General features: G+C 40.7%; 19 protein-coding genes. 6 read left to right on the plus strand and 13 right to left on the minus strand.

Annotation, left to right across the window (positions count from 1 at the left end):
- Positions 1-11 precede the first annotated feature (11 nt).
- The 3 genes from mobV (at position 12) to NE473_RS19225 (ending at position 2,821) form a co-directional block, all read left to right on the plus strand.
- Positions 12-953, plus strand: coding sequence for a MobV family relaxase (gene mobV, locus NE473_RS19215; protein WP_155560789.1), 942 nt, complete (start codon positions 12-14; stop codon positions 951-953).
- 70 nt (positions 954-1,023) lie between these two features.
- Complete coding sequence (locus tag NE473_RS19220; protein ID WP_155560790.1) at positions 1,024-1,215, plus strand: hypothetical protein; 192 nt, start codon at positions 1,024-1,026, stop codon at positions 1,213-1,215.
- A gap of 94 nt (positions 1,216-1,309) precedes the next feature.
- On the plus strand, positions 1,310-2,821 hold the full coding sequence (locus tag NE473_RS19225; RefSeq protein WP_155560791.1) for a recombinase family protein: 1,512 nt from the start codon (positions 1,310-1,312) through the stop codon (positions 2,819-2,821).
- Positions 2,822-3,219: 398 nt separating this feature from the next.
- Here NE473_RS19225 and NE473_RS19230 read toward each other — a convergent pair whose 3' ends face one another.
- The 7 genes from NE473_RS19230 to NE473_RS19260 all read right to left on the minus strand — a co-directional run bounded on the left by NE473_RS19230 (position 3,220) and on the right by NE473_RS19260 (position 9,848).
- Positions 3,220-4,977, minus strand: a complete 1,758-nt coding sequence (locus tag NE473_RS19230; RefSeq protein ID WP_155560792.1) for a S8 family peptidase — start codon at positions 4,975-4,977, stop codon at positions 3,220-3,222.
- A 664-nt stretch (positions 4,978-5,641) separates the two neighbouring features.
- Positions 5,642-6,298: an SMI1/KNR4 family protein gene (locus tag NE473_RS19235; RefSeq protein ID WP_155560793.1), complete on the minus strand. Its 657-nt coding sequence runs from the start codon at positions 6,296-6,298 to the stop codon at positions 5,642-5,644.
- Between the two features lie 84 nt (positions 6,299-6,382).
- Positions 6,383-6,715, minus strand: coding sequence for a hypothetical protein (locus NE473_RS19240; protein ID WP_242354861.1), 333 nt, complete (start codon positions 6,713-6,715; stop codon positions 6,383-6,385).
- 62 nt (positions 6,716-6,777) lie between these two features.
- Positions 6,778-7,947, minus strand: a complete 1,170-nt coding sequence (locus tag NE473_RS19245) for a DUF3800 domain-containing protein (protein ID WP_155560794.1) — start codon at positions 7,945-7,947, stop codon at positions 6,778-6,780.
- A 452-nt stretch (positions 7,948-8,399) separates the two neighbouring features.
- A complete protein-coding gene (locus NE473_RS19250; RefSeq protein WP_155560795.1) occupies positions 8,400-8,663 on the minus strand; it encodes a TIGR04076 family protein in 264 nt (87 codons plus the stop codon).
- A 4-nt stretch (positions 8,664-8,667) separates the two neighbouring features.
- Positions 8,668-8,976, minus strand: a complete 309-nt coding sequence (locus tag NE473_RS19255; protein ID WP_155560796.1) for an antibiotic biosynthesis monooxygenase — start codon at positions 8,974-8,976, stop codon at positions 8,668-8,670.
- A gap of 68 nt (positions 8,977-9,044) precedes the next feature.
- Entirely contained in the window at positions 9,045-9,848 is an 804-nt protein-coding gene (locus NE473_RS19260) for a helix-turn-helix domain-containing protein (protein ID WP_242354859.1), read from the minus strand.
- Positions 9,849-10,019: 171 nt separating this feature from the next.
- Between NE473_RS19260 and NE473_RS19265 the strand changes: the two genes are divergently transcribed.
- Positions 10,020-10,394: a helix-turn-helix transcriptional regulator gene (locus tag NE473_RS19265; protein ID WP_155560797.1), complete on the plus strand. Its 375-nt coding sequence runs from the start codon at positions 10,020-10,022 to the stop codon at positions 10,392-10,394.
- 532 nt (positions 10,395-10,926) lie between these two features.
- Here NE473_RS19265 and NE473_RS19270 read toward each other — a convergent pair.
- The 6 genes from NE473_RS19270 to NE473_RS19295 all read right to left on the minus strand — a co-directional run bounded on the left by NE473_RS19270 (position 10,927) and on the right by NE473_RS19295 (position 14,929).
- Entirely contained in the window at positions 10,927-11,055 is a 129-nt protein-coding gene (locus NE473_RS19270) for a hypothetical protein (protein ID WP_002591420.1), read from the minus strand.
- A 46-nt stretch (positions 11,056-11,101) separates the two neighbouring features.
- Complete coding sequence (locus tag NE473_RS19275) at positions 11,102-12,013, minus strand: cation diffusion facilitator family transporter (protein WP_002591419.1); 912 nt, start codon at positions 12,011-12,013, stop codon at positions 11,102-11,104.
- A gap of 10 nt (positions 12,014-12,023) precedes the next feature.
- Complete coding sequence (locus tag NE473_RS19280) at positions 12,024-12,722, minus strand: Rv2686c family ABC transporter permease subunit (protein WP_117440348.1); 699 nt, start codon at positions 12,720-12,722, stop codon at positions 12,024-12,026.
- Positions 12,719-13,402, minus strand: coding sequence for a fluoroquinolone export ABC transporter permease subunit (locus NE473_RS19285; RefSeq protein WP_006775583.1), 684 nt, complete (start codon positions 13,400-13,402; stop codon positions 12,719-12,721). The genes NE473_RS19280 and NE473_RS19285 overlap by 4 nt, the downstream gene beginning before the upstream one ends.
- Positions 13,399-14,244, minus strand: coding sequence for an ABC transporter ATP-binding protein (locus tag NE473_RS19290; protein ID WP_002591416.1), 846 nt, complete (start codon positions 14,242-14,244; stop codon positions 13,399-13,401). Before NE473_RS19290 ends, NE473_RS19285 begins: the two co-directional genes overlap by 4 nt.
- 103 nt (positions 14,245-14,347) lie before the next feature.
- Positions 14,348-14,929, minus strand: coding sequence for a TetR/AcrR family transcriptional regulator (locus tag NE473_RS19295; protein WP_002591415.1), 582 nt, complete (start codon positions 14,927-14,929; stop codon positions 14,348-14,350).
- A 203-nt stretch (positions 14,930-15,132) separates the two neighbouring features.
- Here NE473_RS19295 and NE473_RS19300 point away from each other — a divergent pair, with 203 nt between their 5' ends.
- Both NE473_RS19300 and NE473_RS19305 read left to right on the plus strand, forming a co-directional pair.
- Positions 15,133-15,507 carry a TnpV protein gene (locus NE473_RS19300; RefSeq protein WP_054353813.1) on the plus strand — a complete coding sequence of 125 codons (375 nt, stop codon included), beginning with the start codon at positions 15,133-15,135 and terminating at the stop codon, positions 15,505-15,507.
- A gap of 366 nt (positions 15,508-15,873) precedes the next feature.
- Positions 15,874-15,984 (plus strand): GTP-binding protein (locus tag NE473_RS19305; protein ID WP_256265363.1); only part of this gene is annotated, 111 nt, incomplete at its 3' end.

The raw sequence follows: 15,984 nt of genomic DNA on the forward strand, positions 1-15,984 counted from the left end.
GAAAGGAGTTTATGGCACAACACGCAATTTTGCGATTTGAGAAGCACAAGGGCAACCCGGCAAGGCCGCTGGAAGCCCACCACGAACGGCAAAAGGAACAGTACGCCAGCAATCCCGACATTGACACCAGCAGGAGCAAATATAACTTCCACATTGTCAAGCCGGAGGGACGCTACTACCACTTCATTCAGAGCCGCATTGAACAAGCGGGGTGCCGCACCCGCAAGGACAGCACACGCTTTGTGGATACGCTCATTACCACCAGCCCGGAGTTTTTCAAGGGCAAGTCCCCAAAGGAGATACAGGCGTTTTTCCAGCGGGCGGCAGACTTCCTCATAAACCGGGTAGGCCGGGAAAATATCGTGTCAGCGGTGGTACACATGGACGAAAAGACGCCCCACCTGCATTTGACCTTTGTTCCGCTGACAAAGGACAACCGCCTGTGTGCTAAAGAGATTATTGGGAACAGGGCAAATCTGACGAAGTGGCAGGACGATTTTCACGCCTATATGGTGGAGAAGCACCCCGACTTGGAGCGTGGCGAGAGTGCAAGCAATACAGGCAGGAAGCATATCCCCACCCGGCTGTTCAAGCAGGCGGTTTCCCTCTCCAAACAGGCGAGGGCGATTGAAGCCACGCTGGACGGTATCAATCCGTTGAACGCCGGGAAGAAGAAAGAGGAAGCCCTTGCCATGCTCAAAAAGTGGTTCCCGCAAATGGAGAACTTCTCCGGGCAACTCAAGAAATACAAGGTCACGATAAATGACCTTTTGGCAGAAAATGAAAAGCTGGAGGAACGAGCCAGAGCCAGCGAAAAGGACAAGATGAAAGGCACGATGGAACGTGCAAAGCTGGAAAGCGAGCTAAAGAACATTCAGCGGCTGGTTGACCGTATCCCGCTGGAGGTGCTGGCAGAACTGAAGCACCAGCAACGGCACACAAAGGAACGGTAATGGATGACAGAAAAAATTTCACGCCGCAGCATGGCGGCACTGCACTTTAAAAATTAAATACGGAGGTACTATGGAGCATACCAGATACAAGAAAGAAACCGAAGTCGTAACTTTTCAGGGAAAGGAAATCACGCTGGAAAATCTCTCCCCGGTGTTCACGCCGGAACAGGAAGCGGCAAAACGCCGGGAGCTGGAACAACAGCTTTATGAGGTGTTCCGCAAGTATGCCGACAAACGGCAGAGTGAGGAAGCCGGGGCATAAGGTTTTCCAAAGCCATCGTTGATTTGCGGGGCTGCTGACGGTATAATAAAGGTATCAGCAGCTCCGTTTCTTTTTTAAGAAAAGGAGCGACAATATGAACAATCGAATAGACGCAATCTATGCAAGACAATCGGTAGACAAAAAGGACAGCATTTCCATTGAAAGCCAGATTGAATTTTGCAAATACGAGTTGAAAGGCGGTAACTGCAAGGAATACACAGACAAAGGGTATAGCGGCAAGAACACAGACCGTCCGAAGTTTCAAGAACTGGTGCGAGACATCAAGCGGGGCTTGATTGCAAAGGTCGTAGTTTACAAGCTCGACCGTATCAGCCGTTCTATTCTGGACTTTGCCAACATGATGGAACTGTTCCAGCAGTACAATGTGGAGTTTGTGTCCTCTACGGAAAAGTTTGATACCTCCACCCCGATGGGGCGGGCGATGCTGAATATCTGTATCGTGTTCGCCCAGCTTGAAAGGGAAAACATACAGAAGCGGGTAACGGACGCTTACTATTCCCGCAGTCAGCGAGGTTTCAAGATGGGCGGCAAGGCTCCCTACGGCTTCCACACCGAGCCGATCAAGATGGATGGTATCAACACAAAGAAGCTGGTGGTAAACCCGGATGAAGCGGCAAATATCCGGCTGATGTTTGAGATGTACGCCCAGCCCACCACCTCCTACTGGGACATTACCCGTTACTTTGCGGAACAGGGGATTTTATTCCATGGCAAAGAGCTGATACGCCCCACGCTGGCGCAGATGTTACGCAATCCCGTCTATGTGCAGGCAGACCTTGAGGTGTACGAATTTTTCAAAAGTCAGGGGACGGTCATTGTCAATGACGCTGCCGATTTTACGGGAATGAATGGCTGCTATCTGTATCAAGGACGGGATGTGAAGCCCAGCAAGAAGAACGACTTGAAAGACCAGATGCTGGTGCTGGCTCCCCATGAGGGTATCGTCCCCTCCGACATCTGGCTGACCTGCCGTAAGAAGTTGATGAACAACATGAAAATCCAGTCTGCCCGAAAAGCCACCCACACATGGCTGGCGGGAAAAATCAAGTGCGGGAATTGTGGGTATGCCCTTATGAGCATTAACAATCCTGTGGGGAAACAATATCTCCGCTGCACAAAACGGCTGGATAACAAGAGCTGTGCCGGGTGTGGGAAAATCATCACTTCGGAACTGGAAGCGGTTGTTTATCAGCAGATGGTAAAGAAGCTGGCAAGCTACAAGACATTGACAGGCAGAAAGAAAGCGGCAAAGGCAAACCCGAAAATCGCCGCCCTGCAAGTGGAGCTTGCTCATGTGGACGGCGAGATTGAAAAGCTGGTGGACAGTCTAACGGGCGCAAACAATGTCCTGCTCTCCTATGTGAATGTGAAGATAGCGGAACTGGACGGACGCAAGCAGGAACTTCTGGCGAGGATAGCGGAGCTGACAGTGGAAGCCATCAGCCCGGAACAGGTCAGCCAGATTTCCGGCTACCTCGACACTTGGGAGAATGTATCCTTTGACGACAAGCGGCGGGTGGTGGACTTAATGATTACCACCATAGCCGCCACAAGCGACAGCTTGAATATCACATGGAAAATCTGACGGGTGGCACACCTCCCGTCAGATACCTACCCTGTGTAGTCCCTTGTAAACTGTACTTATGGTTTGTTCAACTATTTTCAGAAGAACCGTGCCATTTCTGACTTGATGAAAAGTTTTCGTCCATGATTGGGAGGCAGATGGATATACGGGTTAAGCTGAACCCCATTGACCAGCGATTGGCTACTCTGAAAAAGCATATCGAGCCAACCGTCCTCTACATGAAATATAAAGGGAAAAGGCGTTGACCGATACGGTGCAAGCGTATTTGTGGCGGCACACCACTACCTCAAAATTAATCCCTTACCACCGATAAGACTATTTTTTAGCATCTCAGCCAAAATATCCATCAAGTTCCCCCGTATCCGTGATATGCATAAGAATCTGATGCTTTAGATAATTCATCTTATTTCTCTTAACCGTAAAAAAGTTTCATATAAGTTCAGAGCCCCATATCCCCATTCCCTATTGGGATATGATAGTGCTGGATTCCGTTTTGCTCCTCTTATTAAAAATGCTTTGACAGTGGCTTCGCTCATTGCTATGTTATGTCCTTCTATTATGCCCCAGCTTAAAAGATTAGCGACTGCACCAGCAACATGGGCAGCAGCAACCGAGGTTCCGGTTCGGGTAGTCATGGGAATGGAGTCTTGGTTCCTTTGCCCTATCGATGGCCCGCTTACATTAACCCCTGGAGCTGCCAAATCCGGCTTTATCAATCCGCCTATTGTATATCCACGGCCGGAATGAATGTAGATGCTGTTATTTAAATGATTATAGGCTCCTACTGTGATTGGAGAGGGAGAATCTCCCGGGAGGGTTATGGTCGTGTATGGGCTGGGAGTCAGAAACACGGTTTCATCAGAAATCAAGGTATGGGCCGGAAGCCACATATTAAATTGCCCTGTAAGATACTGGGTATTATACACGCGTATTCTCCAAATTCCATTAGTTGGGGCTGCAAAACGGATAAAAACAAGCTGTTTGCCTGCGCCTGTCTCAATCAGCTGGTAATTAACTGTAATGACCGTGGGTTCCAAAAGGAACGGGATAGAGGTTTCGTTTCTGCCTATGATAGGAATGCGGCCTATGGATTCACCACTGGGTGAGACAAATCCAACCGAATATGTATCAGCGGTGTCGGCCCAGAGTTCTACTACAAATCCACGTTGGGATTCCGCATTCCCTACTCGGATTTCCACCTCAACGGACTCTTCCCCTATCGGTACAGACCCCATGTAATGATGCCCCCGGCCAGTTTCATTGCCTGCAGCAATTACCGTAGCCATTCCTAAATATCGGCTGATATCTTGAATCATTACATTCAATGGAGACGTCCCTTCATGGCTGCCCAGATTGGATCCGATTCCCAGTAAAATAACCAGAGGTTTTCTCTGGTTGTATGCCTCCACACGCAGGTACTTAATGCCCATCATTATATCATTCTCCTGATAAGCATCCGCATCATTACTGATAAGATAGAAATCGCGCAGATATTGTTTGGCTGGTTTTAATTTGACGATTACCAGTTCACATTCCGGTGCTGCTCCTGTAAAATCCTGATTAGGCAGGATTCCTCCAGCAGCGATACCCGCCAAAAAGGTTCCATGTCCGTTGGTATCGGTAGAAGGCACCACGGCAAACGGATTATCAGATTCCAGTGCCTCGTTAATCTGCTCCTGCGTGTACTCTGTGCCATAGCTTGCCCCGCTGGCATTATAGCGGTTGGGTACACCGGCAGGAAGGAGGCTTTTATCTTCTGGAAGGCTCTGATCCCAAATACTCAAGATTCTGGTAGTTCCATCCTGATTACGAAATAAAGGATTGGTATAGTCAATTCCCGTGTCTATGATGCCGATTATAACACCTCTCCCTTGATTGCTAAGGGCAGGTGATGCATGGGTTGCCAAAATGCCGGAAGCGTCCATGCTGGAACTATCTAACAGTGTGTACAGTCCAGGGATACTATAATAGGTAAACTTACTTAGTGATATGGGTTCTACGGTATCTAGCGGGGTATATATAATGCTGAAATCAGTGCTTACAAAGTCCATACAGAGAATATCTTCTGAATTACCAGGAAATTGCTGCTGACTTCCATTACGGTAGATAAAGTCAGCAATGGTCTCTGAGGCTGAGTTAATAGGGCAGTCCGCCATGGTATACCTCATGCAGGGGATTTGATACAGTATATGCGGGATTTTTGAAACCTTTCACTATTGGCATCATATAGCAAACAAGCGATGGACACTCCTGCAAGCTGCCAGCGCACATTACAGCAGATGGTTCCCGCCTCACTTTTTCCCACAAAGAAAAATATCATCACGCACCATTTGCCTGTTAGCTGTAATAGGAATATCAAAAAATGTGATCAAAACCAACCTTCTTACATTCTCAAGGCATAGTTAGCCTTTTATACTGCTAATGAAGTCCACTTATAGCCTTTTTCACTAAGCATAGCTTTCATCAATGCCGTACCTATCCACATAAATAGAAATTGCAAGGGTGTTTCATCATCAATATGGAGAGTATGATTTTACCACTAGCTCCGAAGTGGATCAGCAAAGAAAAGAGGGTAAACCGTATACAAGTGTCCATGTACAATATTAAATGATTTTTATTTGAATATTTCCAAAACTCGAAATATACTTTAAAAAGAGATATGTTACCGGACATATCCAGGTGCCAGTATTCTCCGGCTTATACATGCAACTGCAAAAAAGCCTTTAGATAAAAGAATAAAAGCAAGGAAGTGATAAAATAAGCAATAAAATATTATTAGTAGATAATGAAAGGGGTATTGTAGATTTAATTGCAGAAATTTTACAGTTTCAAGGTGTCCTGATACCACTCATAGGTAGGCTTTACACCTTCCTCCTGTTCATACTTGTTTTCCAATTCCCCATAAAAATACCAATCCAATAATACTTTTAGACTTGGTAAAGCCGCCTGCCCGTGAAGCAAACCATCTTCACCAAGGTATTGCTCATCCCAATCAAAATCTTCATGGTCAAACCATACCAAAGACCATGTGTCTTCATCGTCTCCGTCCACCATCTCCTCTGGCTTAGAAAGGTCTATACACAAAGGCCCCCAGCCCGCGCCCCAGTCTCCAATCGGAATCAGATTCCGAAAGCAACCCTCCGGCAATTCACAAAAATCCCGAATCTCCTGCAGGATTTCCATCTGCTCTGATATGTCCTTCATTGTTCTCGGACAGTCAAACCTTAACCATAGGGGGCCAAAATCTCCCATGTCGTAGATAGTGGCACATATATGAATACTTTTTTGAGGGAGTGCAAAAGAGGTCAAAAATGTTCTGTAAAGAGATGGCAGGGTCACTTGATGTTGCTGCTCAAAACCAGCAATTTCCTGTTCTGTGATAGTGGATAGATTAAATTTCTCTCCAGGAAACCAACCACGTTCCTTTAATTTTAGGCAGGCCTGTTCGACATAGATTTTTTCTTCCTGTGACAACATATTATCATCTCCTTGAGTGGTTTATTCTTTAATGTATATGAATATAATAATCAATTCTCTCCCCAGCAAATTGCAATATAATTTTTAATTATTCAAGCCATACTTTTCATTTAAGTCAAGAATATAATGTCCTAAAATAGTTTTATTGATTACATCTACAACAATCACAACATAAAGATTCTTCTGGTAAGTACTAAGCAAGATATGTTGATATGTGTTCTCACTGTTGACGTAAACCGCTTCTATTAATCTCTTTTGAAATCCATATTCTGATAGCAAATTATTTTGCAATAGATATTCCGCATAGTTCCAGATATCTACTAAAGATTCTGCAACTTTCGTGATATCCTTCATTCCGCTACTCATCGTTTGGAGATATTGTTTTTCGCTTAATTGCTTAATTTCTATGTTGCTCATCTACTTCCTCCTAATTATGATTTAACGAATCTTTCTATTTTGCCTGTTAATCAATACAGTAATCACGTAGCTTCATTTCTGGCTGTTACTAAATCAAGAAAATGATTCATTTTATCAATCTCATATTGTGCCGTAACAGCCTGAAGAAACCCCACGTTTTTATTGTTTGATTTATCACGCAAACCGTTGAGCAGCATTATATTCTCTATCTGAGTCCTATTAAGTCCATTAACATCCCTCCGAATCCCTATTAGCTCACTTTTATTAATATAACTCAAAAATTTCCCCATTACACCAGCTATTACATCTGATATCTGAACCAGCACATCGGTTTTAGAATTAACAAATTTGAAATTGGTTACCTCTTTTCCGTTTCTGGTTAATCTATATTGACTCAAAACTTCCTGAATTGCTAATTCCTCATCAAAGGTATGATACGAGTTTTTAAACGTACGAATTGGATTTATATAGAATTCCACATAGTTCTCTTTCATAATGAAATCTGTATTATTTTGCACAAATATTAATGATTCATTATTGCTGGCCCTTTGTATTAACCCAGAGATAAACTTCTCCTCTGGCTTCAAATCATATCTTCGGTCAAAAAGAGCTGTCAATCCAGTGCAGAATCCCCTGATATCCTCACTCCTAATATTAGGATAGCAATATCTGAACATGAGCTTCTGCAATTTATGTTCTTTCCCTTTCAGCATTTTATAGAATGAACTCTTTATCAAAAAATATTGAAATCCATACTCTTCTACCTCATTTATGTCCACTATTGAGTCAATTATATCTACCACCGCATAGTACAAATTATTAACATAATGGTAATGAATATATAATCCATTTAAGTCAATCCACTTGAACAGAGATGTTAATCTTTTCTTTTTCATACATTCCAGAAAATCACCAGAAGCAAACTGTGTTTTGAATTTAATTTCTCTAACATTTTTTTGTAAACCCAAACAATCCTTTATTTCGTCAAGAGTAACTCTATAATCTTCCTTCTCATGCACAATACCTGCCAAAACGAAATCTTCATAGGCATCCGTATTAAATAATCCCTTTCCCCCATCTGGCTTAATCCAAAACTTTCTACAATTATTACTCTCATCATAAAAAAATTGATACTTTTCGTCTGTTCTGAATCCCCACAAACCTTGATAAAACATTTCATCTATATCATCATGTTCTAACTCTATTTCTATCTTTTCCTCATCTTCTCCCATTGACCTTCTCCACTTTTCTGAGTTTTGAGTATATGTAACTATGCATATTATCATTTGAATTATACCATGGCATATAAACAATAAATCATACAATGATTTTATTACATACGCTTACTGCTATTACTACTGAAGTAGTCAAGCAGGATACGGCTATCTTTGACATACATCTCCCTCAGATTACCATATATTTATATAACTCATCACATTTTTACATTTTCAGAGCATAGTTAGCCTTTTATACTGCTAATGAAGTCCACTTATAGCCTTTTTCACTAAGCATAGCTTTCATCAATGCCGTACCTATCCACATAAATGGAAATTGCAAGGGTGTTTCATCATCAATATGGTGAGTATGATTTTACCACTAGCTCCGAAGTGAATTAGCAAAGAAAAGAGGGTAAACCGTATACAGGTGTCCATGTACAATATTAAATGATTTTTCGCTTAAATAATTAGTCCTCAATCAGAGTAACTTTGAAAACAACATACCCATTATCAGGACAAGCCAAATTTCCTTTTGACTTTGGGTTTTCTTCCAAATTAAAGGTAGCTCCATTGTGTAGGGCGACTTGAATAGGAAACAAAGCCATGTAAGTACCTCCACAAAATGGAGTACAGGGAGTATTCATACCCTCACATTGAAATACGTCCCCTACCTTATATCCACATGAACAATGCCCTGTTACCTTTTCAATTTGATATTCAAACTTTTTCACTTTTTTATCCCCATATTTTTATTTGTGGTAATATGCTCATTTTGACACTTGCAGCGTCAAGTGCTTTTACAAAAGGGGCTGCTTCCTCATCTTGAAACATTTTATCAGAAGCAGCCTTGAGTTCTTCCATTGAAGCCCAATGCTGTATCATAGTCCATTCCCTGTTTTCTTCGTTATAGAGAAGTTCCGTGTCAATAAAACCCTGTTGCTTTGAATGATAGTCCTTTTCAAGCGAGTCCACAATGCTGATAAAGCTGTCTTTTGTTACCTCCTGTAAAGTTTTCATTGTTACGATTTCCGTTGCAATAGACATAAAAATACCTCCTGTTTTTTTCATAGTCTACATAAAATAGAACAAGAGGTATAGTAGAAAATCGACTGTCATAGGTATTTGTATTTAACATTCTCTTTTACAGTAGCTTTCTCTGTCTGAAAGGTGCGTGGTGCTGTTCCCGAAAAACGTGTAAACTCTTTTATAAAATATGATTGGTCAGTAAAATTATTATCGTAAGTAATATCGGTTAAACTAATATGTTGATGTACTAATTGATTACATGTATTCTGGAAACGTTTTATACGACGCAAAATTTTCGGAGTATAGCCCGTATGGTATAAAACCATTCTCTCAAATGTTTTTATGTTTATTGACCGTTTATCGCAAAAAGATTTGATAGATATATCATCACTAATTGTTATAAAGTCTGATATTAGCTGTGCTTTGTCCGCAAAATCTTGCTTTATAGATAACTCCTCAATCAAAGTATTTTCAATTTCAGCTATGATTTTTTCAGTAGTATCATTACTGACTGCTTTTTTTAACTTTTCTCCTAAACTGTATGAAAGCCCGTTTAGATCAACCACTTTGTTTTGAACTTCCTTAAGTGATTTATGCACAAAGGGATATAGCCCATGAGGATAAAATGATATACCAAAAATACGAATGGTTTTTTCTTGATGGATAAAACTGTACTTACTACGTAGTCCATTGATATGAAAAGGGGGTGCTATTATTTTATTACATTCAGTTTCATATACCACATCATCAGCCAAATTCAATATAACATCAATACAATCTGTTGGAAGAAGTTTATAGTGTATGTCTGCATTTGCGGCTTCAATGTGCCAAAAAAATTTCACCCACGGAATGAGACATTCGTTTTTAGTTGCATAACGGGTAATATTCAAAATGTTAATCACCTCCAATCGAAACTTTCTATGTATCATTATAAATGTTTGACCTCAAAAATATCAACATATTACTTGCAAATACTATGTTCTATTCTAATCAACACTATGATATGTGAACTCATATCCAAAGCAGAAAGGTAAACGGTAAAATGTAATAGGGTGAAAAATATGAAGCAGGACAAAGTAAAGTATAATTTTAAGGCTTTCGGGCAAGCCATTAAAGAAGCAAGAAAGGCCAAGGGCATATTGCGCAACCAGTTAGCGGACAGACTGAACATTGCGCCGCGTTATATTGCGTCCATTGAGAACAGCGGACAGCACCCAAGCCTACAAATCTTCTATGAGCTTGTCACCTTTTTAGATGTGTCGGTAGACCAGTTCTTTTTCCCGAACGTGGAAACGGAAAAATCTACCGGGCGGCGGCAGCTTGACAGTCTGCCTGCCGATATGAGCAACCGGGATTTAACAATTATGACGGCAACTGCAAAGGTAATACAGGAAGCCCACAGCAAGGAAACCTTTGCTGTGGGGGGTACGCGATAGAAAGGCATTTTTGAGGGAAAAGGTATCTTTCCCTTGCCCGGTCAAAACCGCGCCCGTAAAGCCCCATGATACAAAGCTTCCTTTGCCCCTACTGCGTGACATGAGGGCATAAAAAAGCGGCGTTCCTGTTTTCCCGTGTGGGAATAGATAACGCCGCCTGTCTGGTGGTGTGTTGTGTTTCTCTATTTGATTGCTGATGTGCCACGCCATTTCCAAACGGCGGTATGGGGTCTATCTTCAAAAGGATTTCGGCGGCATATCAAAGCCAACTCCGTAAGTAGTAAATTGGTAGTAAAATCAGCCTACAATCCTTTGAAAACGCCCGTAAATCAAGGAGTTTCCGAGATAATCATTGAATTTATAGAAAATAAGGACATAGCGATACCTCCTTGATACCGCCGTGTCCTAAAAAAAGGCGAATTTAATACACCCTCCGTAGTCCAATTTTTGAAAAAGGAAAACGGCGGTTTTATTTCAACTGCCGTTTTGCGCTGCTACACAGATAGCAGTTTTCCCTTTTAGTTGCTCTTTACTAATCTTCATCATTATGCGGACGCTTTTTGGGATTCTTTTTATCGTTGTATTTTTTCATAATAACCATTTTAAGTAAGCCAACGACAATCAAAACCGCAATCATGATAATCCACCAGTATTGTTCCATAACCTACTTCACCTCCTTTCAGTGACCTTAAATCCTCTTCCCCGTCCTATGCAGAATGGGAAAGTTCATTAGTATTAACATGTACCATACAATGTTTACATTGTGGAAAGCTGTTTTCAATCGCCTGATGGACTCCCTCGGCAATTCTGTGAGCGTCATAAAGAACTAAACTGCCATCGGCTAATATTTCAATGTCTACATACATTTTCGCTCCAAACATGCGGGTTTTTAAATCGTCAATACCCTCAACCCCTTGCTGTTGAAGTACAAGTTCCCGAATCTTTGTTTCAGTAGTGTTGTCACAGCTATGATCCACCATTTTGTTAATGCTTTCTCTGAAAATGTCCAAAGCGGCTTTTAAGATACAACCGCAAATCACAACGCTTGCAATAGGGTCAAGAATGGCATAACCCAAACGCGCTCCTAAAATGCCAATTAAAGAACCGACTGACGAGAGTGCGTCAGAGCGGTGGTGCCATGCGTCAGCCATAAGTGCGTCAGAATTTGTATGCTTTGCAGCACCTCTTGTAAACCAGTACATCCACTCTTTTATTACAATGGATAAGACTGCCGCCGTGAGTGCGATTCTACCGGGTACGGAAAGTGTATTGTACTGCCCTGAATAGATTTTGTTAATGCCTGAATATCCAATTCCGGCTCCTGTTACAGCCAATGCAACAGCAAGAATGATGGAAGCCACACATTCCATACGCTCATGCCCATAGGGGTGTTCTTTATCAGGTCGTTTTTCTGATATTTTAATTCCAACCATCACAACGATTGTGCTTAATACATCAGAAGCCGAGTGGACAGCATCTGACAGCATGGCGCTTGACTTTCCTATATATCCGGCGACAAATTTAAGCAGCGATAAAATCAGGTTGATGATTAGTGTAATTGTGGAAACCCGGATTGCCGTATTTACATTTTCGTTTGGCAGGATTTTATTTTTTTTCATATATGCCCCCTTATCCTGCCAGCTTCCGAAACAGACGTTTTATAAGGAAGTAGTACCAGATCAAAGCTACTACCAATGCTATGGGAAAATAAAGAACTGCTTCATTCTGTACGGCTTTTGCTACCCAAAATGATGGGAGGAAGCCAACCGCGAACTGGTAGTAACTATCTATAAAGAAAGGAACTGGAATGCCTAACAGTGTAAGTGCAGAAAGTTTTGTTACAGCCATACCCTCTAATTTATTACCGGACAAGGTAATAATCATAAGTGAAACAATGATCGCCTGTACCGAGCCGAGAAGTGCTAAACCAATCATCATACTAGTGGGTAGCTTTTCTAATGAGAAAAGCAAAAGTACGATAAAAGCAATGACCGCTGAAATAATTGCGGGTACTACCAACCTTGTAAAGAGATACCCCGCCTTACCAAGAGGGGTAATTGAAAAGTACCGCGATACTTTATCATCAATTTCCTCTAACGTAATCATGGCAAATGCAAAACAAAGCAGTACAGGAGCCATGATAGAAAGCAATAAATCAAAAATCGGATAGTATCCTTGTAAAGAAAACTTTGTTATTCTTTCAAAAAATGGAATACCAAATTTGATTAAAGCTCCCATAATAAAAGGGGTGAAGCAAGCCGCAAACATCATAGGGTCGCTTTTGATTTGCTTAAATACTTGTATGGCACTGGATAGTATCCTTTTCATAGCTTTACACCTCCCAAACTTTTCCACATATGCTCAACTGTATCCCTTGCAATTATGTAGAGGATAATCAGCGTAGCAATTACAATTACCATATCGAACGATAGTAACATACTTTTTCCAGTTATAAGGTTCATACAAGCCATGAACGGAAAAAAGCAAAACACATTTGGTAAAGTCACAAACAGACCAGCAATAGGTGGAACAAAGCAAACAATTTCTATCGGCATAATTACAATAAGAAACTGGTTCAAGTTTGAAATCTTTGTAGCTGCAATAATTCCAAGCATAGTAAAGATTGCTGATGTCAAAGCAGTACCAACTGCGATACCAAGCAAATGATTGCTGCCGGAAACTAACCCTAATATCAATGCAATTACAGTAGAAATAGCAATCAACGCAACTGTTTTTGAAAGTATATATTCAGATATTTTTACAGGAGATACCACCATAGCATTTAATACCTTTTGACTTTTTTCCAAAAGAACAATCGCTCCCATGAAAAACAATCCCATTGCTGCCGGGTCAGAGTATATCATAATAGAAGCAATATCCGTTTTCCAATGTTCCGGCAAAGCGGCAATCCCACACACATATAAAACGGTTAAAATAAAGTAGATAAAATAGAAACCATATTTCCATTGGAAATGTATATCACCACAAATTAAACGTCCCAATCTCATTGAAGTGTCCTCCCTGTAATATCTACAAAAATATCATTTAATGTAGGCTCACTGCTATGAATGGAAAGCAGACGGTTTTCGGAAATTAAGTTTTTCAATAACTTATCTTCTGTGGTTCTATCAAGCAGACATTCTCCCGTTTTCTCACCTTTGTCATAGTAGGTATATTGTATTTTTGCAGCCCCCCTTGACATAATCAAATTATGGGGACTATCCAATGCGCTTACTTTTCCGGCAACGATAAAGGCTACCTGATCACATAGCTCTGTTGCGTCAAACATATTGTGAGTAGTAATGATAACCGTTTTTCCACGTTTCTTTTCTGCAAGGATAATATCTTTCATCAAACGATTATTCGTAGGGTCAAGACCGCTTGTCGGTTCATCAAGGAATAATATGTCTGGGTCATGTATCAACGCTTTGATAAAATTCAAGCGGGAACGCATACCTTTGGAAAAGTCGCCAACCTTTTTATCTCCGTCATTTTCCAATCCAACCATATGCAATAGTTCGTCAATAGACCGGGGCTGCTTTTCATACAGAGAAGCAAAATAGGCGAGATTTTGTCGTGCAGTGAATTTCTCATAACAGGTTGAAAATTCAAAATCAACACCGATATTTTCATAAAACCGATTTGTACGCTCCCGTATTTCTGTACCTGCAACTTTTACGCTGCCTTTATATTTTGTATTAAGTCCGGTCAAAACTTTTTGAATGGTTGATTTTCCGGCACCAGAAGGGCCCAAAAATCCAAAAATTTCTCCTTTCCCAACATGGAAACTTACATTCTCGACAAACGGTTTGTCAGTATAGCTAAAATACAGTTTTTTTACATCAATCATTATTTTGTCCTCCTCAGACTTTATGACTCATAAAAATATATAGTCATACAAACTGTAAAAAATATGTTTGGCTATCTGCCTGTCAAATAACCAAACAAAATTGTTACTCTGCTACTACTTGTTGAACAATGCCATTCACTAAAAGATTTTGTATCATATTCAGTTCTTTATCCTCCTTGAACTGTTCCAAACAGGATAAAACAGAATACAGGGATTTTATGATAACCGTATGCGGAATCGTAAAAATAACCCCTAAATCTTCAAGCATTTCTAGTATACGTATATCATTGTGCATATGACTGTCAAATATATCTGGCGAAAGTTTCCTTTGCAGATAGTCCATTAAAGACAAATCGATCTGCGAAAGAATAGGAGAATTAATCAACCCAGTTACCCCCAAAGTGATAACATCTTTTGTTAAGTCCCTATGATTTTCATACTTTCTTCCTTTAATTGTTGTTTCAATATTAGTAAATAGCTCTTTCTGTAAGCGAAAATTGATTTCTACATATAAGTGTTCTTTACTCGGATAAAAAGCGTAGAATGAACCTTTCGATATATTTACAGCAGCTACTAAATCATCAACCGTTACTTTTTTCAAGCCGTGTGCTGCAAACAGCTTTTCCCCCTCTATCAAAAGTTTCCTGTTTATGATTTCTTTTTCTTGTTCTGTAAAGCGCGGCAATTTTTCTCGCCTCCTTATGACTAAATATTTTATATCGTCACATAGAATATATCACTTGCTTTCTTTGTTGTCAAGAGATAGTCTAAAATTATTTTATAAAAAAATCTGGCATATGAATGAAACCAGATAAGGAGAAAACGTAAATTGTGTTAATGATAGCAGACATGATTATGGAGTGAATATCTTATTTGGAGGAAAAACAAATGGTACAATCAATCTTTGAGGAAATGGGCGGCAGATACGAACGGCAAGGCGAATACATTTTACCCTGCCTTACCATACCACCCGAAAAGGAACAGCCGATAGACTTATTCGGACGGCGGCACTTGGACTATCTGCGGGAGTACCGCAAAATTACATACACCAATCTTCTCACAAGCGGCAGGCTCAATGCTTACCTTGCCGACATTGACAGACAGGCACAGGAACGCTTTGAACGGCTCATAGAGGGCATGAAACAAGCACAGGGCATAACAGAACAGTTAAAGGCAGAAAACGCCTTAAAATGGACTGGAAGAATGAATAACATAAGGGCTTGTGCGAGGGAGATTGTGGAAAAGGAAATTATTTTTGCATAAACAGATGATTAGTGGCAGGGTGAAATCCTGCCACTTTTTCTGCTTTAGTTTGTCAGCTTGACAAATAAAGGGTTAAGGAATATAATTAGATTCAGTTTTATACAAGGAGTTAATAAATATGCGGCAAGGTATTCTTAAATAAACTGTCAATTTGATAGTGGGAACAAAAAGTAGCAGTCCCGTTTCACTTTTAATATGGGGCTTGGTTTTTTGTACCCAGTTTAAGAATACTTTTATCATGTAATTTTATATGCCCGAAAACATATAAGTGTTTTGGGGCTATGGGAGTTATTTACCCAGTGATAGGAGTATTTATCACTGGGTATTTTTATGCCCTTTTTTGGGTGTTGATAGGAGGAAAATCACATGAAAATAATTAACTTAGGCATTCTGGCTCACGTTGACGCAGGAAAGACAACCTTAACGGAGAGTTTATTGTATACCAGTGGTGCAATTGCAGAACTAGGGAGCGTAGAT

The sequence above is a fragment of the Hungatella sp. SL.1.14 genome (assembly GCF_024460495.1).
GTDB lineage: Bacteria > Bacillota > Clostridia > Lachnospirales > Lachnospiraceae > Hungatella > Hungatella hathewayi.